This window comes from Limimaricola soesokkakensis (assembly GCF_900172345.1).
In the GTDB taxonomy this organism is placed as follows: domain Bacteria; phylum Pseudomonadota; class Alphaproteobacteria; order Rhodobacterales; family Rhodobacteraceae; genus Limimaricola; species Limimaricola soesokkakensis.
The window spans coordinates 491558-512182 of the sequence record NZ_FWFY01000002.1 but is presented as its reverse complement, the minus strand read 5'-3'; the positions used below and the strand labels follow the sequence as shown (position 1 = coordinate 512182).

Below are 20625 nucleotides of genomic sequence, written 5' to 3'. Positions count from 1 at the left end.
TCAGCCCTTGGGCTCGGGCGCTTTCCCGGCGGCCTTCTTCGCGGCCTCCTTCATGCGCTTGAGCAGCTCGGCCTTGTCGTCGCGCTTGTCATAGGGGGTCTTCTCGGTGCCGCGCTCGTTGTGCTCGCGGTGCTTGGGCGTATTGCGGCCCTGACGGGGCCCGCCCGACTTGCTGTAATCCATCATCCGCTCCTGTAACTGGGGGGTGCCGTTCCCTGCCCCAACGCGCGGGGCTTCGCAAGCGTTCACGAAAGGGCCGCCATGCATCTTCTCGCCGCCACGCCGGGCACCGTCTCCGACGGCACCGAGGCCGTCGATCTCGGCCAGACGCCCGGCGACCTCGTCGTCATTTCCGCCGCCGACACCGAGCTCGCCGCGCTGAGCTCGGCGCGGGCCTCGATGCCGGACGCGCCCGATCTGCGGCTGGCGAGCCTGATGCATCTGCAGCACCCGATGTCGGTGGACCTGCATCTCGACGATTGCGCGACGAGATCGCGCCTCGTCGTGGCGCGCGTGCTGGGGGGCTCGGGCTACTGGAAATACGGGCTGGTGCAATACGCCGCACGGCTGGCCGAGGCTGGCGTGCCCTTCGCCGCCCTGCCCGGTGACGACAAGCCGGACCCGGAGCTGCGCGAACTGTCGACCGTGAGACCTGCGGATTACGACGCGCTGTGGTCCTACCTCGTCGAGGGCGGCCCCGAAAACGCGGAAAACTTTCTCGCTCATGCGCGCCACATGCTCGACGGCACCGAACCGCCCCAGGCCGCCCGCCCGCTATTGCGCGCCGGGCTCTACTGGCCCGGCCTCGGCATCGCCGATCTCGACCGGCTGCGCGAGGCTTGGGCCGAAGATGCTCAGGTGGTGCCGGTGGTATTCTACCGGGCGCTGCTGCAAGGCGCGCAGCTGGCGCCGATCGACCGGCTGGTGCGGGCCTTGTTGCGGGCCGGGCTGAACCCGATGCCGATCTTCGTGGCTTCGCTCAAGGACCCGGTCTCGCGCGACACGCTGACCGGGCTGATGGAGGCCGCGCCGCCTTCGGTGATCCTCAACGCCACCTCCTTCGCGACGGGAGGCGCGAGCGCAGGCGACGCCTCGGCCCTCAACCCGCTCGCCACCCCAGAGGCCAACGAGGCCCCGGTGTTCCAGATCGTGCTCTCGGCCAGCAGCGAGGAGGTCTGGGAAGAGGGCCTGACCGGTCTCTCGGCGCGCGACATCGCGATGAACGTGGCGCTGCCGGAGGTCGACGGACGGATCCTGAGCCGCGCCATCGGCTTCAAGGGCGAAGCTTTCTTCGACGAGGCGACCCAATGCCGCGTTGCCACCTACCAGCCTCGCGCCGACCGGATCACCTTCGTGGCCGAGCTGGCGGCGCGTTGGGCCAAGTTGCGCGCCACGCCCGCCTGCGATCGCAAGGTGGCGCTCGTGCTGGCCAACTACCCCAACAAGGATGGCCGCCTTGCCAACGGCGTCGGCCTCGACACGCCCGCCGCCACCGTTCACGCGCTCAAGCTGATGCAGGGCGCGGGCTATGCCGTCGAGGACACGCCCGAGGACGCGCAGGCGCTGATGGACCGGCTGATGGCGGGGCCGACCAACTGGCTGACGGACCGCGCGACGCGCGAGGGCGGCGAGGTGCTGCCGCTCGAGGAGTACGAGCGCCATTTCAGCGACCTCCCCTGGGCCGCCAAGCAGCAGATTCTCGACCGCTGGGGTCCGCCAGGCGACGACCCTTTCATCTTTCCCCAAATACGCAATTCCGACGGCGGGCCCTGCCGCGGCTTCGCCCTGTCGCTGCACCGCTTCGGCAATGCGGTGGTCGGGCTGCAGCCCGCGCGGGGCTACAACATCGACCCGACCGAGACCTACCACTCGCCCGATCTTGTGCCGCCCCACCACTACCTCGCCTTCCACTTCTGGCTGCGCCACCACTGGGGCGCGGATGCGGTGGTGCATATGGGCAAGCATGGCAATCTCGAATGGCTGCCGGGCAAGGCCGTGGCACTGTCGGAGACCTGCTGGCCCGAGATCGCGCTGGGCGCGACCCCGCACCTCTACCCGTTCATCGTCAACGATCCGGGCGAGGGCACGCAGGCCAAGCGGCGCGCGCAGGCGGTCGTCATCGACCACCTGACCCCGCCGCTGACCCGCGCCGAGAGCTATGGCCCGCTGCGTGACCTCGAAGCGCTGGTGGACGAATATTACGAGGCCGCGGGCGTCGATCCGCGCCGCATCACCCATCTGCGGCGCGAGATCCTGAGCCTCGCCGAGACCACTGGCCTTGCCTCGGATGCCGGGTTCTCGGGACAGGCCGACACCGATCTCGCCAAGCTCGACGCCTGGCTGTGCGAGTTGAAGGAAGCGCAGATCCGCGACGGGTTGCACGTGTTCGGGCAAAGCCCCGAGGGACGGCAGGAGCGCGACCTCGCCATCGCCCTGGCCCGCGTGCCGCGCGGCACAGGCGCGGCCTCGATCCTGCGCGCGCTGGCCGATGACCTGTCCCTGGGCTTCGACCCGCTCGATTGCGAAATGGCCGCCGCGTGGGACGGTCCGCGCCCCGAGGCGCTTTCGGGCGAGGGCAAGTGGCGCAGCGCGGGCGACACGGTAGAGCGGCTGGAGGAGCTGTGCCAGCGCCTGCTTGACGGCAAGGCCCCTGCCCCGGGCCCCGCCTCCGCCGCCGTTCTGGAAGAGATCGAAACGAAGCTCCGCCCCGCCATCGCCGCCTGCGGCCCGGCCGAAGGCGCGGGCCTGCTCACCGGTCTCGATGGCCGCGCCGTGGCGCCCGGCCCGTCGGGCGCGCCGACGCGCGGGCGACCCGACGTGTTACCGACGGGGCGCAATTTCTTCTCTGTCGACGCGCGTGCCGTGCCGACGCCCACGGCTTGGGCGCTGGGCTGGAAATCGGCGAACCTGCTGGTCGAAAAGCACCTGCAGGACCATGGCGACTGGCCGCGCAGCATGCTGGTCACCGCATGGGGCACCGCCAACATGCGCACGGGCGGCGACGACATCGCGCAGGCGCTGGCCCTGATGGGCGTGAAGCCCACATGGGATGCCGCCAATCGCCGCGTTACCGGCTTCGAGGTGCTGCCCGAAGGCGTGCTGGGTCGGCCGCGCGTCGACGTGACATTGCGCATCTCGGGCTTCTTCCGCGACGCCTTCCCGCAGCTGGTGGCATTGGTCGACAGCGCGGCCCGCGCCGTGCAGGCATTGGACGAGGCGGAGGACATCAACCCGGCGGCTGCGCGGGTGCGCGCGGGCGAGTCCGCCGCACGGGTCTATGGCTCGAAGCCCGGCGCTTACGGAGCCGGCCTTCAGGCCCTGATCGACGAGCGGATCTGGACCGAGCGCGCCGATCTGGGGGCCGCCTATCTCGACTGGGGCGGCTATGCCTATGGCGCGGGACAGGAGGGCGCGGCCGACCGCGATGGGTTCGCCGCGCGGCTCGGGCAGGTCGAGGCGATCGTGCAGAACCAGGACAACCGCGAGCACGACATCCTCGACAGTGACGACTACTACCAGTTCGAGGGCGGCGCGGCGGCGGCCATCGCGAGCCTTCAGGGCCGAGATCGGCCGATCTACCACAACGATCATTCGCGTCCGGAACGCCCGGTCATCCGCAGCCTCGACGAAGAAATCGCCCGCGTCGTGCGAAGCCGCGTGGTGAACCCGAAATGGATCGATGGCGTGAAGCGCCACGGCTACAAGGGCGCCTTCGAGATCGCGGCGACGATCGACTACCTTTTCGCCTTCGCCGCCACCACGCGGGCAGTGAAGAACCACCATTTCGACCTCGTCGAAGAGGCGGTGCTGGCCGACGAGGACACGCGCGACTTCATCGCCGAGCACAACCCGCCAGCGCTCAGGGAGATCGCCGAGCGGCTGCAGGAGGCGATCGACCGCGGGCTGTGGCAGCCGCGCTCGAACTCGGCCCGTGCCCGGATCGAGGCACTGCGGTGAGCGAGGCGCTTCAGGAACGGCTGGTCGGGATCATCCGCGCCACGCCGGAGCTCATGGCCGCCTTCCGTGCGGCCCGCGCGCTCGACCTGCCCGATTGGTGGATCGTCTCGGGCGCGCTCTACGGCGCGGTGTGGAACGCGCTCACCGGGCGCCCGGCGCTGCACGGGGTCAAGGATATCGACCTGTTCTATTTCGACCCTGACACGAGCTGGGCGGCCGAGGACCGCGTGATCCGCCGCGCCGCGCCGTTCTTCGTCCCCGCGCCACCGGTCGAGATCCGCAACCAGGCGCGGGTGCCGCTGTGGTATCGTGACCGCTTCGGCCATGCCTGCCCGGATTACGCGTCGAGCCGCGAAGGGATCGACCACTTCGCGTCGCGCACGCATTGCGTCGGCATGCGGCTGCGCCCCGATGACGGCTTCGACATCTACGCGCCCTACGGCCTCGAAGATGTCTTCGCGATGCGGGTCGTGCCGAACCCGATCCTGCCGAACCGCGCCACGCACGAGGCCAAGGCGACACGGCAGAAGGCATGTTGGCCCGAGCTGACGATCGAGCCATGGCCGGAGACCCTACACGTTCGACATCCCGCATCCCCGCTTCTAACTGAGAGCCACCCAAGCCGCCCGGAGGCTACATGATCGTCAATCTCGTCGTCCTGCTCGCCTGCCAGCTCGCGGGGGAGGTCGCGGCAAGGGGTCTCGGCCTGCCCGTACCCGGCCCGGTGATCGGCATGGCGCTGCTCTTCGCGGCACTGATCCTGCGCCCCGCTCTCGCCGAACGGATCGCCCCGACGACCTCGGCGCTGCTCACGCACCTGTCGCTGCTGTTCGTGCCGGCCGGTGTCGGCGTGGTCGGGCATCTCGACACGCTGGGCCGCGACGGCGTGGCGCTGATCGCGGCGCTGCTGCTCTCGACCGTCGCGGCGATCCTCGCAGGCGTCTACGTCTTCCTCGCCGTGGCACGGCTCACCGGGGCCTCGGAATGACCCCCGCCGATCCCGCCGAAATCTGGACCTATCTGCGCCAGGACCCGCTGTTGTGGCTGACCGCGACGCTGGTGGCCTATGGCTTGGGCGATCTGGCGTTCCGCCGCGCCGGGCGCAAACCACTGGTGAACCCGGTGCTGGTCGCGGTGGCGCTGCTAGCGCTGCTGCTGCGTGTCACCGGCACGCCCTATCAGAGCTATTTCGAAGGCGCGCAGTTCGTGCATTTCATGCTCGGTCCCGCAACCGTCGCGCTGGCCTTACCCCTTTATGCCAATCTCAGGCTCATCCGCTCCGCCTTCTGGCCGATGCTGGCGGCACTGGCGGCAGGTTCGGTCACCGCTCTGGTCACCGCCGTGGCCATCGGCGCGGCCTTCGGGCTCAGGGGCGAGACGCTGCTGTCGCTGGCGCCGAAATCGGTGACGGCACCCGTGGCACTCGGCGTGTCCGAGACGATCGGCGGTGCGCCGAACCTGACGGCGGTGCTGGTGATCATCACCGGCATCACCGGCGCCGTTGTCGCGACGCCGCTTTTGAACCTGTTCCGGATCCGCGACTGGCGCGCGCGCGGCCTCGCCGTGGGCGTGGCGGCGCATGGCATCGGCACGGCGCGGGCGTTCCAGATCAACGAGACGGCGGGCGCCTTCGCCGGCATCGGCATGGGGCTGAACGCGCTGCTGACGGCGTTGATCGCGCCGCTGCTCGCGCCGTGGCTGGTCGCCTGGCTGACCGGCTGACGGGTTGCGGAGCGACCGGCTCTGGCGCAGTCTGGCGCCCCGAAGAGGAGCCATGAGATGACCGACGACACCGACCGCCACGCGATGAAGATGGCCAAGAAGAAGGCCGCGCGCGACAAGATCATGGCCACCAAGACCGACGAGAAAGGCCTGATCATCGTTCATACCGGCAAGGGCAAGGGCAAGTCTTCGGCCGCCTTCGGAATGATCTTCCGCTGCATCGCCCACGAGATGCAATGCGCCGTGGTGCAGTTCATCAAGGGCGGCATGTCCACGGGCGAGCGCGACCTGATCCTCGAGCGCTTCTCGGATGTCTGCCAGTTCCATACCATGGGCGAGGGCTTCACCTGGGAGACGCAGGACCGCACCCGCGATACCGAGATGGCGCAGGCGGCCTGGGAAAAGGCCAAGGAGCTGATCCGCGACCCCGAAAACCGCATGGTGCTGCTCGACGAGATCAACATCGCGCTGCGCTACGAATATCTCGACATCCGCGAGGTCGTGACCTTCCTGCGCGAGGAAAAGCCGCGCATGACCCATGTCGTGCTCACCGGGCGCAACGCGCATGAGGACCTGATCGAGGCCGCGGATCTGGTGACCGAGATGGAATTGGTGAAGCACCCCTTCCGCTCGGGCATCAAGGCGCAGATCGGCGTCGAGTTCTAGCGCGCCACGGGGCGGCGTTCGATCAGCCGCTTCAGCTCGGCCACCACCCGGTCCTCGCTCACCGGCTTGGACAGAACCTGGGCCTCGGGGAACTCCTGCTTGAGCTCCTCGCCATCGACATTGCCGGTGACGAACAGCAGCGGCACGCCTAGGCCTGCGAGATCGCGCGCCAGGGGCAGGCTCGATTCCGAGCCGAGCCGAACGTCGAGCACCGCCGCATCGGGCCGGCTCGATACCGCCTTTTGCGCCTCGTCGAGCCGGGTATAGGGCCCCTCGACCAGTGCCCCCTGTTCGCCCAGCGCCATTTCGAGCGAGATCGCGATCAGGAACTCGTCCTCGACCACCATCACCCGGCGACCGTCGAGCTGTCCCTCGCCATGGGTCGCCCGTTCGCTCTCGGCGACGTCGTGGCCCACCGGCAATTCGATGACGCAGACCACGCCCGTCTCGGCGAAGTCGATCCGCACCTCGCCCTCCTCGGCGCGCAGGATCGAGCGCAGCAGGGTCGAACCGAACCCCCTTTGCGCTGGCGGCGAGACGCGCGGCCCGCCGGTTTCGCGCCAGACGACCTGTGCCCGCCCCGGGGCGAGCCGGGAGACATTGACCGACACCCGCCCCTCGCCGGTGCTGAGCGCGCCGTACTTGATCGCGTTTGTGGTCAGCTCATAGAGCGCCAGCGACAGGCTCTCGGCAATCTTCGGCGCCAGCGTCGCATCGGTGGCGCCGCTGACTGAAAAGCGGTCCGGCTCGGGCGCAAAGGGCGAGACGGCGCTGTTGATCACGTCCCAGATCCTGAGCGCGCTTTCCGACAGCTGCACCGTCAGCGCATGGCTGCGCGACAGCGCCTCCATCCGGCCCAGCAGGCTGCGTTCGAGATCGGCCACGCTGCTCGCGCGCCGCGCCGACATACGCACCATGCCCTGCAGAACCGACAGCATGTTGCGGGTGCGGTGGTTCAGTTCGGAGGTCACGAGACGCAGCCGCTCCTCGGCCTCCTTGCTCTCGGTGATGTCGATGACATGGCCGATGATCCGCTCGTGCCCGTTTTGCGGATCGACCACGTGGCGGCCATGGGCGGCGATCCAGCGCAGCTTGCCGTCGGCGCGCAGGATCCGGCAGTCGAAGGACCAGTTGCGTTTCTCGGCCAGCGCCGTGCCATAGGCCTCGTCGACCCTGGCCCGGTCTTCCTCCACCACGTGGGAGAGGAAATCCTCGTAGCTCCAGGACGGAAGCTGCTTGTCGTAGCCGAAGATTTGATCGTGACGCAGGCTGCGCCAGGCCTTGCCGGTCGTCACGTCGAGATCCCAGACACCGATTTCGCCCACGGCCAGAACCAGCCGCAGATGATCGGCGCCAGCTGTCAGCTCCGTTACGTCTTCCATTCCCGCTGTCGGTCTCTCGCTACTCATCATTCCGACCTATATGTCGGGGTATTGCAATTGAACCGCAAGTCGTCGGTGCTACGGATTTCGTGCGCCGCCGTACCAAGCCCGAACCTGCCTCACCCCAGCACCTGACCGGTCGAAAGCGCCGCCGGATCGACCCGCAATTCGATCACCGCCGGACGCCCGCTCTCGCGCGCCCGCCCGAAGGCCGCGGGGAAATCGGAGTCGCACTCCACCACCTCGCCATGCCCGCCATAGGCGCGCGCGAACTCCGCGAAATCGGGATTGGCCAGCGCCGTGCCGGAGACGCGGCCGGGGAAATGCCGCTCCTGATGCATGCGGATCGTGCCATAGCGGCCGTTGTTGACAACGATCACGATCGGCGCCGCGCCATGCTGCAGCGCCGTCGACATCTCGTTCAATGTCATCTGGAAGCAGCCATCGCCCGCGAGGCAGACCACCGCGCGCCCCGGATGCGCCAGCGCCGCCGCGATCGCCGCCGGAAAGCCGTATCCCATCGAGCCCGACGTCGGTGCGAGCTGGGTTCGGAACCCCTTGAACCGGAAATAGCGGTGCAGCCAGCCCGCGTAGTTGCCGGCACCGTTGGTCAGGATCGCGTCCTCGGGCAGGTTCTCCGAAAGCCAGCCGATGACCCGTTCCAGTTTCACCGCGCCGGGGGTCTCCTTCGGCACGAGCCAGCCTTCGTAATCCGCGCGCGCGTCCCGGGTCCAGCCGGACCAATCGGCGCCGCAGGGATCGAGCGCGGCCATCGCCGAGATCATCGCGGGCGCCGGGGCCACCGCCGCCAGCTCAGACCGCCAGACCCGGCCGATCTCGTCCGGATCGGCATGGACATGGAGCAGCGTCTTGTCGTCGACCGCGGGCTTGAGCAGCGTGTAGCCCTGCGTCTCGATATCGCCCAGACGCGTGCCGATCGCGAGAATGGCGTCGGCTGTGCGCACGCGCTCGGCGAGCCTCGGGTTCACCCCGACATTCAGGTCCCCGACATAGTGGGAATGGCGGTTGTCCATGTAGTCCTGTCGCCGGAACCCCGCCGCCACGGGCAGGCCCTGGGTTTCGGCGAAGCGGGCCAGATCGGCGGCGGCGGCCTGCGACCAATGCGGCCCACCCACCACCACGAGCGGGCGCTCGGCCCGGGCCAGTCGTGCCATGATCCGCGCCGCCACCCTCGAGAGATCGGGTGCCAACCGCTCGGGCGCGGGTCCGAGATCCGGTGTCTCCGCATGTCCCGAGAGCACGTCCTCGGGCAGCGCCAACACCACCGGGCCGGGGCGGCCCGACATCGCCACCTCGAAGGCGCGCCCGACATATTCGGGAATGCGCGCGGTGTCATCGATCTCGGCCACCCATTTGGCGAGGCCGCCGAACATGGCGCGGTAATCCACCTCCTGGAACGCCTCGCGATCGCGGTCGCCCCGCGCGATCTGCCCCACGAAGAGCACCATCGGCGTGCTGTCCTGCCGCGCCACATGCACCCCGGCAGAGGCGTTGGTGGCGCCGGGGCCGCGCGTGACGAAGGCGACGCCGGGCCGGCCGGTCAGCTTACCATGCGCCTCGGCCATCATCGCCGCCCCGCCCTCGTGGCGGCAGACCACGTTGGCGATGGCGCTGTCATGCAGCCCGTCGAGCACGGCGAGAAAGCTTTCGCCCGGCACCGAGAACACCCTCTCGACCCCCAGCCTCGAAAGCTGCTCCACCAGAATCCGTCCGCCGTGCCGCATCATCGCCTCCCCCGTTGCGGGGCCGAACATGACCGCCCCGAGCCCGGCGGGCAAGGTGGCGCGGACCGGTCGATCAGAGGCTCGCCTCGGGGCGGAAGCTTTCGGGAATGCGGTCGGTGCCTTCCAGCACCAGATCGGCCAGCACCTCGCCCACCAGCGGCGCGAGGCCGAAGCCGATCTTGAACCCGCCATTGGCGATGAAGGCGTTTTCGCGAAACGGGTGCGGGCCCAGCATCGGCGCGCGGGAGCGGGCGCGCGGCCGAACCCCGGCCCAGCGCTCCACCACCTCGGCCCCGGCCAGCGCCGGGCAGAGCCCGCGCGCCCGTGCCACCAGCGCGTCGAGCTGCGCATCGGTGGCGGCGCCGTCGTCGTAGTCGCGCTCGGAGGTCGAACCGATCCCCACCGTGCCATCGGCATGCGGCACCGCGTGCAGCCCATCGGCAAAGATCTGCGGCGCGTCGCTCGCATCGAATCCACGCGGCCGCAACAGCGCCGCCTGCCCCTTCACGCCGGTCCCCGCCGTCTTGCCCGCCAAGGCCGATATCTCCTCGAGCCCGGCGACGCCGGTGGCCCAGATTACCGGCCCCTCGGGCAGCCCGTCGCGCGTGATCTCGCCGCCCAGCACCTCGAGCGCGCGCGCCAGTGCCAGCGTCGCATGGCGCGGATGCAGCCGCGCGGTGAGCGTATCATGCACCAGCCGCCCCGAGGGGCTAGCGGGTGTCCAGTCGCCGCCCGGCGCCGCGATCACGCGCCATTCCGCCCGGCCCTGCCACAGATCATCGGCGCCGCGCGCCCGCTCTTCGGCCCGCGCCACCGCCGCCGCATCGGCCAGCGGCTGCAGCCGTCCGGTGCGGGCATAGCCGGGATCGGCGCCGGAGAGCCGGGCGATGTCGGCCCAGTATTCCTCGGCCATCAGGAGCGCCTCGAGCTGGAACGCCTTTTTCTCGTTCCATTGCTCCGGCACATGTGGGGCCAGAGCGCCGACGATGCCGCCGGAGGCGCCGGCGGCCGGTCCGTGGGGATCGATCACCCGTACATGCGCCCCGCGCCGGGCGCAGGCCACCGCGACCGAGAGCCCCCAGGCCCCGGCGCCCATCACCGTCAGATCCACGCTTGCCATCGCCCACCGCCCCCGTCATCACGAGGCCGCAACCTAGGGCAGACGCGCATGAACGACCAGCGGGCGGAGATCGACTGGCGGGACGACCGGGTGCCGGTTTCGACCCGTTTCGACGATCCCTATTTCTCGATCCATGACGGGCTCGCCGAGACCCGCCACGTCTTTCTCGCGGGCAATGGCCTGCCGGGGCGCTTCGGCGGGGACTTCCGGATCATGGAGACCGGCTTCGGCACCGGGCTCAACTTCCTCACCGCATGGGAGGCGTGGGAGATGGCGGGCGCGCGCGGCACGCTGCGCTTCACCAGCTTCGAGGCCTTTCCGATGTCGCCCGCCGACACCGCCCGGGCCCTGACCGCTTTCCCGGCCCTCGCAACGCGCGCCGCCCGGCTCGTCGCGGCGCTGGAGAGCGGGCTGGGGCTGCACCGTTTCGGGGAGGCGGTAACGCTCGAAATCGTCGTGGGCGACGCGCGCAAGACGCTGCCGCGACACCACGGCCGCGCCGATGCCTGGTTTCTCGACGGCTTCGCCCCCGCAAAGAACCCCGAGCTTTGGGGCGAGGCGCTCCTGGCCGAGGTGGCGTCGCATACCGCTCCGGGTGGCACGCTGGCCAGCTATACCGCCGCGGGCCATGTGCGCCGAGCGCTGGCGGCGGCTGGGCTCGAGGTCGAGCGGGCGCCGGGCTACGGGCGCAAGCGACACATGACCATCGCCAGAAAGCCCGCCTGATGCGCAACGACAACCGCCTCGGCATCCTGCTGATGACGATCACCACTTTCGTCTTCGCGATGCAGGACGGGATCTCGCGCTATCTGGCCGAGCATTACAGCGTCTTCATGGTGGTGATGATCCGCTACTGGTTCTTCGCCGCCTTCGTCATCGCCATCGCGCGGCGGCAGAAGGGCTCGATCCGCGCCGCCGCGAACACGTCGCAGCCGCTCCTGCAGATCGGGCGCGGGCTGCTGCTCGCGGGCGAAATCTGCGTCATGGTGATCGGCTTCGTGCATCTCGGTTTGGTCGAGAGCCACGCGATCTTCGCGGTCTACCCGCTGCTGATCGCGGCGCTGTCGGGGCCGGTCCTGGGCGAAAGCGTCGGCTGGCGACGCTGGGCCGCCATCGGCATCGGTTTCGTCGGCGTGCTGGTGATCCTGCAGCCCGGTCTCGGGGTCTTCGCGCCGGCGGCGCTGTTTCCGTTGGTGGCGGCGGTGATGTTCGCGCTCTACGGGCTGCTCACCCGCTATGTCGCGCGGCGCGACGCGGCGGCGACGAGCTTTTTCTGGACCGGCGTGACCGGCGCCGTGCTGATGACCGTCATCGGCCTGCCCAACTGGGAGCCGATGCAGGGCTGGGACTGGGCCGTGATGGCGCTTTTGTGCGTCACCGGGGCGGGCGGGCATTTTCTGCTGATCAAGACCTACGAGGTGGCCGAGGCCGGGGCGGTGCAGCCCTTCGCCTATCTGCAGCTGCCCTTCGCCGCGTCGCTGGGGCTCTTGGCCTTTGGCGAGACGCTCGCGCCCAACGTGGCTCTGGGCGCCGCGATCGTGGTGGGCGCGGGCGTGTTCACGCTGATCCGCACCCACCGCAAGGCGGTCTAGATCACTCCACCGGGCGCTGCGGCGGGCGCATGCCGCCGATCGACATCGGCGCGAGGATCGACAGCGACATCGACGATGCGCGCCCCTCCGGCGTGACCTCGACGGCGGGCGGCACCGGCGCCGGTTCGGTCGCGGCCACCACCGTGTCAGCGTCGCGCGCCTGCGGCCGCACGAAGGGCGGCTTGCCGTTCAGGATGTCCGTGAAGTTCACCGGCCCGGTCTCGCCGGTCAGCCGGGCCCGGTAGACAGGGATCGATTCGCTCACCCGCATCACGTAGTTACGGGTCTCGGTGAAGGGGATGTGCTCGATCCAGTCGACCACGTCGGCCTGGCCGATCCGCGGATCGCCGCGCTCGGCCATCCATGTGCGCGGCCGCGAGGCACCGGCATTGTAGCCCGCCGAGATCATCACCGGGCTCTGGCCGAAGGTCTCCTCGAGATAGGCAAGGTAGCGCGAGCCGAGCTTGGCGTTGTAGCGCCAGTCGGTGGTCAGCTTGGAACGCGAATAGGGCAGCCCGAGCCAGCCCGCGACCTCTTCGGCGGTGGCAGGCATCAGCTGCATCAGCCCCAGCGCGCCCACCGGGCTGCCGACGCCGATGTTGAACTCGCTCTCGCGGCGGGCGATCGACATCGCCAGCTCCGGCGCCACCGGCAGCTCGGTCTCGGCCAGGGCGTGCAGCGGGAAGTAGATCTCGGGGATGACGATCTGTCGGTAGGCCGCGGCCTTGCCCAGCGTCAGCGCCAGATGCGTCTCGTCGCGCTCCATCAGCATCCGCCCGAGCTGGGCGATGCCCTCACGGTCGAGCGAACGGCCCAGCTCCACGACGAAGCGCAGCGCGGCGCTGTACTGCCCGGCGTCGAGCAGGAAGGCCACGGCCTGAGTGCGGTCATCTTTGAGGAACGCGCCTTGGCGCCAATCGGCCACCGGCTCGTGACCGGTGAGCGCCGGATCGAGCGACAGGCCGAGCTTTTCGGCGGCCAGCAGCCCGTAGAAGGCGGTCTGGTGCAGCGCCGCGCGCGCGTAATCGAGAGCGGCCTGATCATAGGCACCCCGGGCCTCGCGCGCCCGGCCCTGCCAATAGCCGGCCCGGGCCAACGAGATCGGGCTTTCGACGTCGCTCTCAAGGTGCTGGAAATGCTTCAGCGCCTTGGCGGGATCGTCGAGATAGGTCAGCGCGATATAGCCCGAGAGCCATTCGAGATCGGCGTAGAAGCTGCCCTCGGTGAGGAAGTGCTGGCTGGCGAGCTTGTAGGCCCGCTCGGCCTCTCCCTGCCGCATCAGCCAGCGCGCCAGAGTCGCGCGCCACGAGGCCCAGCGGAACGGATCGCCGAGCGTCTCCTCGCTGCCGGTATGGCGCTCGATGATCTCCAGCGCCTCGGTGTAGTCGCCCTTGTCCGCGAATCGGTTGAACCGGGCATTGGCAATGCCGGGTGTGTCGCGCAGCCGCTCGGGCACCCGGCCCAGCATCTGCGCCGCGCTGCGGTCGCGAATCAACGCCACGCGCGCCTCGGCGACGCGGCGTTCATCGGCGGACAGGGTGTCGAACAGCCGTTCCGCGTCGGTAATACGCCAGCGCCAGAGCATCGCATCGACCCGGTCGGCGTGATGCGGCGCAAGGATGTCGCCGAAGGCCTCGATCATCGCGGCATGGCCGGAACCGTCGAGCCCCAGCGTCAGCCAGCTCTCGATCAGCATCTCGCGCGCGGCGTCCACCTTGCCTTGCGCCATCAGCGCCTCGGCCAGGCGCACCGCCCCCTCGCCGGTCTCGGGCGCATTGTCGCCGAACCAGGCGATCACCTGTTCGGGCGGCAGGCCCTTGGGCATGTCGCGCTCGCCCTCGGCGCGGATCTGCTCAAGCCGCGGCCAGTCGGGATGCGCCGCGACGAAGGCGACGTACTCCTCCCAGGCGCCCTGCCCGGCCTGCAGTCGTTCCCAGGTCACCAGATCGAGCGCCACATCGCCCAGCGGCGCCGCAAGCGCCCGCGCCTGGGTCCAGTCGCGGCGCTCGGCCGCGTCGAGCGCGGCCTCGATATCGGCCTTGGCCGGCAGCGCGGGGGCCCAGAACGCCAGAACGGTGGCGAGGGCGGTGGAGAATCGGATGGGTGTCGTCATGCGTGGCTGCTCCGGGATTTCCGTGTCTCTCGGCATGGACCGTCAACCTAAGGGTACCGGGTTAAGGCGCAACTCACAAACTTGGCAAGCCGCGGAAAGCCGTCTAGGGTCCGCGCGATTTTACCCCCCCGGACTCAGGACGCCTCACATGTTCAAGGGATCTCTCCCGGCCCTCGTCACCCCCTTCGCAGATGGCCAGGTGGACCTCGAGACGCTGAAGAAACTGGTCGAATGGCATGTCGCGGAGGGCAGCAACGGCCTCGTGCCCGTCGGCACCACCGGGGAAAGCCCGACGCTGACCCATGAGGAGCACGACCTCGTCGTCGAGACCGTGGTGAAAACCGCCGCCGGCCGAATCCCCGTGATCGCCGGCGCCGGCTCGAACAACACGACCGAGACCGTGCGGCTGGTCGAGGCAGCCAAGGCTGCGGGCGCCGATGCCGCCCTCGTGGTCACGCCCTATTACAACAAGCCGACGCAGCGCGGGCTGGTGGCGCATTTCATGGCCGCCGCCGAGTGCGGCCTGCCGATCGTCATCTACAACATTCCCGGCCGCTCGGTCGTCGACATGACGCCCACCACCATGGGCGAGCTGGCCCGCCACCCGATGATCATCGGCGTCAAGGACGCGACCGGCGATTTGAGCCGCGTGCCGAAGCAGCGAATCCATTGCGGCGCCGACTTCCTGCAGCTCTCGGGCGAGGACGCGACCGCGCTGGGCTTCAACGCCCATGGCGGCCGGGGCTGCATCTCGGTCACCGCCAACGTCGCGCCGCGGCTCTGCGCCGAGTTCCAGGATGCGACGCTCCGGGGCCGCTACGACACCGCGCTCGACCTCTTGGACCGGCTGATGCCGCTGCACGAGGCGATCTTCATGGAGCCGGGCGTGGCGGGCGCGAAATACGCGATGAGCGTGCTCGGCCTGTGCCGCGACGAGGTGCGCTCGCCGCTGACCACGCCGCTCGAAGGCACGCGTCTGGCGATCAAGGACGCGCTGCGCCATGCCGGGCTGATCGGGCACTGAACCGGATCGGCCCCGCAGGGGGCTGGCCGGGCGCCATGCGTATTTGAAGAAAGATGAACCGGAGGGGCGGTGCTGGACTTGCGCGCCCCGCATCCCTAGATCGGGCGCATGGCCAAGAAAGAGCAGAACAAGAACTACAAGGTGATCGCCGAGAACCGGCGGGCCCGCTACGATTACGCGATCGAGAGCGATCTCGAATGCGGGATCATGCTGATGGGGTCGGAGGTCAAGAGCCTGCGCACCGGCCAGTCCAACATCGCCGAGAGCTATGCCGCGGTCGAGGATGGCGAGCTGTGGCTCACCAACGCCTATATCGCGCCCTATGACGCGGGCCGCACCTTCGGCCACGAGGAACGGCGCAAGCGCAAGCTCCTGGTCAAGCAGAAGGAGCTGGTGCGGCTGGGGAACGCCACCCAGCGCGAGGGCATGACCATCGTGCCGCTGGTGATGTATTTCAACGATCGCGGGCTGGTGAAGCTGAAGATCGCCATCGCCAAGGGCAAGAAGCTGCACGACAAACGCGCCACCGAGGCCAAGCGCGACTGGGGCCGCCAGAAGCAACGGCTGCTGCGCGAAGGGGTCTGAGCGGCTTGCACCCGGCGGGCCGGGGGGCTACTGCTCCGCCGAGCGCCCCGACCCGAGGTAACGCATGCCCGAGACCGCCGACGATCCCCGCACGCTCGTCTCCACCCGCTGGCTGGCCGAGCGGCTGAAGGACCCGGACCTGCGGATTCTCGACGCGTCGTGGTATCTGCCCGACACCGGTCGCGATGGCCGCGCCGAATACCGCCAGGCACATATCCCCGGCGCCCGTTTTTTCGACATCGACGACATCTCGGACCACCGCAGTGGCCTGCCCCACATGGCGCCGCCGCCCGAAAAATTCGTCTCGAAGCTGCGCGCCATGGGCGTGGGCGACGGCCACCGGATCGTGGTCTATGACGGCGCCGGGCTCTTCTCGGCGGCGCGGGTGCGCTGGCTGTTCAGGCTGATGGGCAAGGAAGAGGTGGCGGTGCTCGATGGCGGGCTGCCGAAATGGCGCGCCGAGGGCCGGCCGCTCACCGCCGAGGCCACGCCGCTGCGCGACCGGCACCTGACGGTGAATCCGCGCCGCGACATGGTGGTCGACGCCACAGAGGTGGCCCGCGCCGTGAAGCTCGGCAGCCATGTCATCATCGACGCCCGCGCCTCGGCCCGGTTTGAGGGCAGCGCGCCCGAGCCCCGCGCCGGGCTGCGCGCGGGCCACATCCCCGGGTCGCGCAACCTGTTCTTCCGCAACTTGCTGCGCCCCGACGGCACCATGAAGGACGAGGCGGGCATCCGCGCCGCCTTCGCGGAGGCGGGCGTCGATCTCGACCGCCCCGTGATCACCAGCTGCGGCTCTGGCGTGACGGCGGCGGTGCTGTCGCTGGCGCTCGAGCGCATCGGCAAGACCGACCACCAGCTCTATGATGGCTCTTGGTCCGAATGGGGCATGTACCCCGACCTGCCGGTGGAAACCGGCCCCGCCAAAGACAACCTCGAAGGATAGACATGTTCGAGCACCTGACCGACCAGCCGGCCGACAAGATCCTGGCGCTGATGAGCGCCTACAAGGCCGATCCGCGCGACGACAAGATCGATCTCGGCGTCGGCGTCTACAAGGACGCCGAGGGCCGCACCCCCATCATGCGCGCGGTCAAGACCGCCGAGGCGCGGCTGCTCGAGACCCAGGACACCAAGAGCTACACCGCGCTCGCGGGCGATCCGGCCTTTGCCGACGCGATGATCGAGCTGGTGCTCGGCGACACGCTGCCGCGCGACCGGGTCGCCGCCGTGGCGACCCCGGGCGGCACCGGCGCGGTGCGCCAGGCCTTCGAGATGATCGGCATGGCCTCGCCCGAAGCCACGATCTGGGTCTCCGACCCGACCTGGCCGAACCACCTGTCGATCCTCAAGCATCTCGACGCGAAGACCCGCAACTACCGCTATTTTGACAGCGAGACCCGCTCGGTCGACATGGCCGGCATGATGGCCGATCTGGCCGAGGCGAAGCCCGGCGACGTGGTGCTGCTGCATGGCTGCTGCCACAACCCGACCGGCGCCAACCCCAGCCCCGAGCAGTGGGACGAGATCGTGGCGACGCTCAAGGCGCGCCATCTCGTGCCGATGATCGACCTCGCCTATCAGGGCTTCGGCGACGGTCTCGACGCCGACGCGGCGGCCACCCGGCTGATCGCGGGCGCGCTCGACGAGGTGATCATCGCCGCCAGCTGCTCGAAGAACTTCGGCATCTACCGCGAGCGGACCGGCATCCTGATGGCGATCGGCCGCGACGTGCCGCAGACCCGGAAGGCGCAGGGCACGCTGGCCTATCTGAACCGGCAGAACTACTCCTTCCCGCCCGATCACGGCGCGCGGGTGGTCACCACGATCCTCACCGACGCCGAGCTGCGCGCCGACTGGCAGGCCGAGCTGGAAGAGGTGCGCACCGGCATGCTGCGGCTGCGCGAGGCGCTCGCTTCCGAGCTCAAGCGCCTGTCGAACTCGGATCGCTTCGACTTTCTGGCCCAGCATCGCGGCATGTTCTCTCGCCTCGGCGCCGCGCCTGAGCAGGTGGCGCGGCTGCGCGACGATCACGGCATCTACATGGTCGGCGACAGCCGCATGAACATCGCCGGTCTCAACGACCGCACCATCCCGGTGCTGGCGCAGGCGATCATCGACGTCGGCGTCTGAGACGCCCCTGCCCCTCTGTACGTTACCGGACGCCGCCCCTCGGGGCGGCGTTTCGCGTTTCCGCCCTGCGTGGCAGGGGAATGGCGGAATCCGCCACTTCCTCACGAATCCGCGAAACTTTTGATCCCGCCCGGTGGTTCTGCCAGCGAAACGGGTCCGAGGCCACGCTTCGGAGCCCGCTCAAGCAAACCCAAGGAGGTCGACATGGCCAACACTGGCGAGACGATGGACCAGAAGGCGAAACGGGCGGCCGCCGACGCCAAGAGCGGCGCGGCCGAATTCGCCGATACCGCCCGCGAGCGGGCGCGCGAGATGGCCGATGAAGCCAAGACCCGCGCCTATGATTACGGGCGCGAATACAAGAACGAAGCCGCGAACGAGACGTCGAAGATCGCGGAAGCGCTGCGCAAGGCCGCCGACGACCTGCATGACGGCTCGCCGCAGGAGCGCATCTTCGCCAAGCTCGCCGACACCGTGGCCGACACCGCCGACGGCATCCGCGACATGGAACTCGACGAGATGGCCTATGCGGTCAATGATTTCGCGCGCCGCAACCAAGCCGCCTTTCTCGGTGGCGCGGCGCTGCTCGGCTTCGTCGCGGCCCGCTTCATGAAGGCGTCGGCCCGGCATGACGATCACCGCATCGGCAGCTATGGCGCGAGCGGCGACTACGGCCGGGATGACCGCTATTCGCCCGATGTGACGCCCAATGATTACGACGATGACGACCGGGTTTCGCGCCCGGTGCCGACCTCGTCGCCCACCACCAGCGCCGCACCGCGTCCCGCGCCCACCGGCACCACGCAGAGCACGGCGCGTCCGGCTGCGACGGGCACCAGCGGCACGAGCGGAGCCGCCAGCACCGGCGCCACCACCGGCACCGCCGGAACCTCGTCATCGGCTGGCTCGACGGGTTCGACCGGGTCCGCCGCATCCAAGGGTTCCGGCTCCACCGGCTCGGTCGGTGGCATCGACAAGCCCGATGAAAAGCCGGAAATCCCCGGTGCGCCGCAGCCCGGTACAACGGGAGCGGTGAAAAAATGACCCAGACAGATCCGCATCACGACACCCCGGGGACCGTACACCGGGTCGAGAGCAAGAGCACGGCGTCCCTGCTGTCTGAGGCGCTGAACCATGTGAGCGGCCTCGTGCGCAAGGAGGTCGATCTGGCCCGCGCCGAGATGTCGCGCGCGGCGAGCCGTGCCGGCATGGGGATCGGCCTCATCGTCGCCGCGGTGATCCTGAGCCTGACCGCGCTGAACGTACTGGCCGCCGCCTTCGTGGCCTGGCTGGCCGAAACCGGCCTCGGCGCGGGTTGGTCCGCGCTGATCGTCGGCGGCGTGATCCTCGTGATCGCCGCGATCCTCGTGAAGGTGGGCATCAACCGCGTGAAAGCCGTGACCAATGCACCAAAGCGCAGCGCCGAGAGCATCCGCCGCGATGCCGCTGCCGTCAAAGGAGCCATCAATGACTGACCAGACCCGTTCCCCCGAAGAGATCGAGCGCGAGATCGAGACCGAGCGCTCGGAATTGCAGCGCACGATCGACGACCTGCAGGAGCGCCTGTCGCTCGACGGGATCCTGCGCTCCGTGACCGACAGCGTGACCGACAACGCCTCCGACATCGGCCGGACCATCTCGACCACCGTGCAGCGCAACCCGGTGCCGATCGCGCTGGTAGGCGCGGGCCTTGCTTGGCTCGCGGTCTCCAACGTCCGCGGCAGCCATGAGGACGAGCGCTATGCCGGCGAGGTCGATTATCGCGGCCAGCGCGACTATGCCCGCTCGGGCCGCCTCGGCGCCGATCCCTACCTGTCGCGCAAATACGGCACCGACAAGATGGACGAGCCGCGCGGCCCGGTGCACGCGACGCCCGAGGATCACGGCGATTCGCCGTGGCACGAAACCCGCTCGCGGGGCGGTGCCCTGCGCGACCGCGTCAGCGGCGCGATGGGCGGCGCCAAGGGCCGGATCGGCAAGTATCGCGAACGCGCCCGCGCCCGTGGCGCCTCGATGGGCGCCTCGGCGCGCAGCCTGCGCGAGCGCATCGCCGACGGCACCCATGGCATGTCCGAAGAGGGCAAGAAGCGCGTGATCGCGGCGCGCACCCGCGCCTATGAGGCGCAGGTGAAGGCCGAGTACTACGCCCGTCAGGGACGCGACCACGCCGCGAGCCTCTACGACCAGCAGCCTCTGCTGGGCGGTCTTCTGGCGATGGCGGCGGGTGCCGCCGTGGCGGCGATGCTGCCGCGGACCCAGCGCGAGGACGAGGCTTTCGGCACCTATCGTGACGACCTGATGGACGAAGCCTATCGCGTCTACGAGGAAGAGCGGGCGCGCCTGAGCGACGTGGCGAAGGCCACGGCCGAGGATGCGCGCCAGCAGGCCGAAGGTCTGGCCCGTACCGTGCAGGAAGACCTCAAGGGCGCTGCGACCGACGTGCAGGGCCGGGCCCGCGAGGCGGCCGAGCACGTGGCCGATACCGCGAAATCCGAAGCCCAGAAGAAGGATGTGGGCGCCAGCGCCCAAGCCGAGGCGGAGAAGGCCCGCCAGAAGGCTGGCGGCCACTGAACACGGCCTCCCTCC

General features: G+C 69.5%; 19 protein-coding genes. 14 read left to right on the top strand and 5 right to left on the bottom strand.

The annotated features are described in order from the left end of the window. Positions 1–183, bottom strand: coding sequence for a hypothetical protein (locus tag LOS8367_RS05220; protein ID WP_085895412.1), 183 nt, complete (start codon positions 181–183; stop codon positions 1–3). A gap of 78 nt (positions 184–261) precedes the next feature. On the opposite strand from LOS8367_RS05220, the gene cobN reads away from it, so the two are divergent. The 5 genes from cobN to cobO are packed head-to-tail and all read left to right on the top strand — an operon-like array spanning position 262 to position 6345. Continuing rightward, on the top strand, positions 262–3957 hold the full coding sequence (gene cobN / locus LOS8367_RS05215) for a cobaltochelatase subunit CobN (RefSeq protein WP_085895411.1): 3696 nt from the start codon (positions 262–264) through the stop codon (positions 3955–3957). Further along, on the top strand, positions 3954–4598 hold the full coding sequence (locus LOS8367_RS05210; protein WP_207569220.1) for a nucleotidyltransferase family protein: 645 nt from the start codon (positions 3954–3956) through the stop codon (positions 4596–4598). Before cobN ends, LOS8367_RS05210 begins: the two co-directional genes overlap by 4 nt. Then, positions 4595–4945: a CidA/LrgA family protein gene (locus LOS8367_RS05205; RefSeq protein ID WP_085895410.1), complete on the top strand. Its 351-nt coding sequence runs from the start codon at positions 4595–4597 to the stop codon at positions 4943–4945. The genes LOS8367_RS05210 and LOS8367_RS05205 overlap by 4 nt, the downstream gene beginning before the upstream one ends. Next, positions 4942–5679, top strand: a complete 738-nt coding sequence (locus LOS8367_RS05200) for an LrgB family protein (protein ID WP_085895409.1) — start codon at positions 4942–4944, stop codon at positions 5677–5679. Before LOS8367_RS05205 ends, LOS8367_RS05200 begins: the two co-directional genes overlap by 4 nt. Positions 5680–5736: 57 nt before the next feature. Beyond that, on the top strand, positions 5737–6345 hold the full coding sequence (gene cobO / locus LOS8367_RS05195; protein ID WP_085895408.1) for a cob(I)yrinic acid a,c-diamide adenosyltransferase: 609 nt from the start codon (positions 5737–5739) through the stop codon (positions 6343–6345). Here cobO and LOS8367_RS05190 read toward each other — a convergent pair. From LOS8367_RS05190 to LOS8367_RS05180, 3 genes are all read right to left on the bottom strand, one after another. Beyond that, positions 6342–7727: an HWE histidine kinase domain-containing protein gene (locus tag LOS8367_RS05190; protein WP_165761384.1), complete on the bottom strand. Its 1386-nt coding sequence runs from the start codon at positions 7725–7727 to the stop codon at positions 6342–6344. The genes cobO and LOS8367_RS05190 overlap by 4 nt on opposite strands. A 119-nt stretch (positions 7728–7846) precedes the next feature. Continuing rightward, on the bottom strand, positions 7847–9472 hold the full coding sequence (locus LOS8367_RS05185; protein ID WP_106534967.1) for a thiamine pyrophosphate-binding protein: 1626 nt from the start codon (positions 9470–9472) through the stop codon (positions 7847–7849). Between the two features lie 73 nt (positions 9473–9545). Then, complete coding sequence (locus LOS8367_RS05180) at positions 9546–10592, bottom strand: NAD(P)/FAD-dependent oxidoreductase (protein ID WP_085895405.1); 1047 nt, start codon at positions 10590–10592, stop codon at positions 9546–9548. 48 nt (positions 10593–10640) lie between these two features. Here LOS8367_RS05180 and mnmC2 point away from each other — a divergent pair, with 48 nt between their 5' ends. Both mnmC2 and LOS8367_RS05170 read left to right on the top strand, forming a co-directional pair. Next, a complete protein-coding gene (mnmC2, locus tag LOS8367_RS05175; RefSeq protein WP_085895404.1) occupies positions 10641–11318 on the top strand; it encodes a tRNA (5-methylaminomethyl-2-thiouridine)(34)-methyltransferase MnmC2 in 678 nt (225 codons plus the stop codon). Continuing rightward, positions 11318–12184 (top strand): DMT family transporter, encoded by an 867-nt coding sequence (locus tag LOS8367_RS05170; protein ID WP_085895403.1) that lies wholly within the window; start codon positions 11318–11320, stop codon positions 12182–12184. Before mnmC2 ends, LOS8367_RS05170 begins: the two co-directional genes overlap by 1 nt. 1 nt (position 12185) lies before the next feature. Here the strand turns inward: LOS8367_RS05170 and LOS8367_RS05165 are convergent, their stop codons facing one another. Further along, positions 12186–14297 carry a lytic transglycosylase domain-containing protein gene (locus LOS8367_RS05165; protein ID WP_085895402.1) on the bottom strand — a complete coding sequence of 704 codons (2112 nt, stop codon included), beginning with the start codon at positions 14295–14297 and terminating at the stop codon, positions 12186–12188. 148 nt (positions 14298–14445) lie between these two features. On the opposite strand from LOS8367_RS05165, the gene dapA reads away from it, so the two are divergent. The 7 genes from dapA (at position 14446) to LOS8367_RS05130 (ending at position 20610) form a co-directional block, all read left to right on the top strand. Next, the gene (gene dapA, locus LOS8367_RS05160) at positions 14446–15321 is read left to right on the top strand and encodes a 4-hydroxy-tetrahydrodipicolinate synthase (protein ID WP_085895401.1); all 876 of its coding nucleotides are present in this window, start codon (positions 14446–14448) and stop codon (positions 15319–15321) included. Positions 15322–15429: 108 nt separating this feature from the next. Beyond that, positions 15430–15906, top strand: a complete 477-nt coding sequence (gene smpB, locus LOS8367_RS05155) for an SsrA-binding protein SmpB (RefSeq protein ID WP_085895400.1) — start codon at positions 15430–15432, stop codon at positions 15904–15906. Between the two features lie 64 nt (positions 15907–15970). Further along, positions 15971–16852: a 3-mercaptopyruvate sulfurtransferase gene (sseA, locus tag LOS8367_RS05150; RefSeq protein ID WP_085895399.1), complete on the top strand. Its 882-nt coding sequence runs from the start codon at positions 15971–15973 to the stop codon at positions 16850–16852. Positions 16853–16854: 2 nt separating this feature from the next. Then, positions 16855–18039, top strand: a complete 1185-nt coding sequence (locus tag LOS8367_RS05145; protein ID WP_085895398.1) for an amino acid aminotransferase — start codon at positions 16855–16857, stop codon at positions 18037–18039. Positions 18040–18243: 204 nt separating this feature from the next. Further along, complete coding sequence (locus tag LOS8367_RS05140; RefSeq protein WP_085895397.1) at positions 18244–19083, top strand: hypothetical protein; 840 nt, start codon at positions 18244–18246, stop codon at positions 19081–19083. After that, positions 19080–19514 carry a phage holin family protein gene (locus LOS8367_RS05135; RefSeq protein ID WP_085895396.1) on the top strand — a complete coding sequence of 145 codons (435 nt, stop codon included), beginning with the start codon at positions 19080–19082 and terminating at the stop codon, positions 19512–19514. Before LOS8367_RS05140 ends, LOS8367_RS05135 begins: the two co-directional genes overlap by 4 nt. Then, positions 19507–20610 (top strand): DUF3618 domain-containing protein, encoded by a 1104-nt coding sequence (locus LOS8367_RS05130; RefSeq protein WP_165761383.1) that lies wholly within the window; start codon positions 19507–19509, stop codon positions 20608–20610. The genes LOS8367_RS05135 and LOS8367_RS05130 overlap by 8 nt, the downstream gene beginning before the upstream one ends. Positions 20611–20625: the final 15 nt, after the last annotated feature.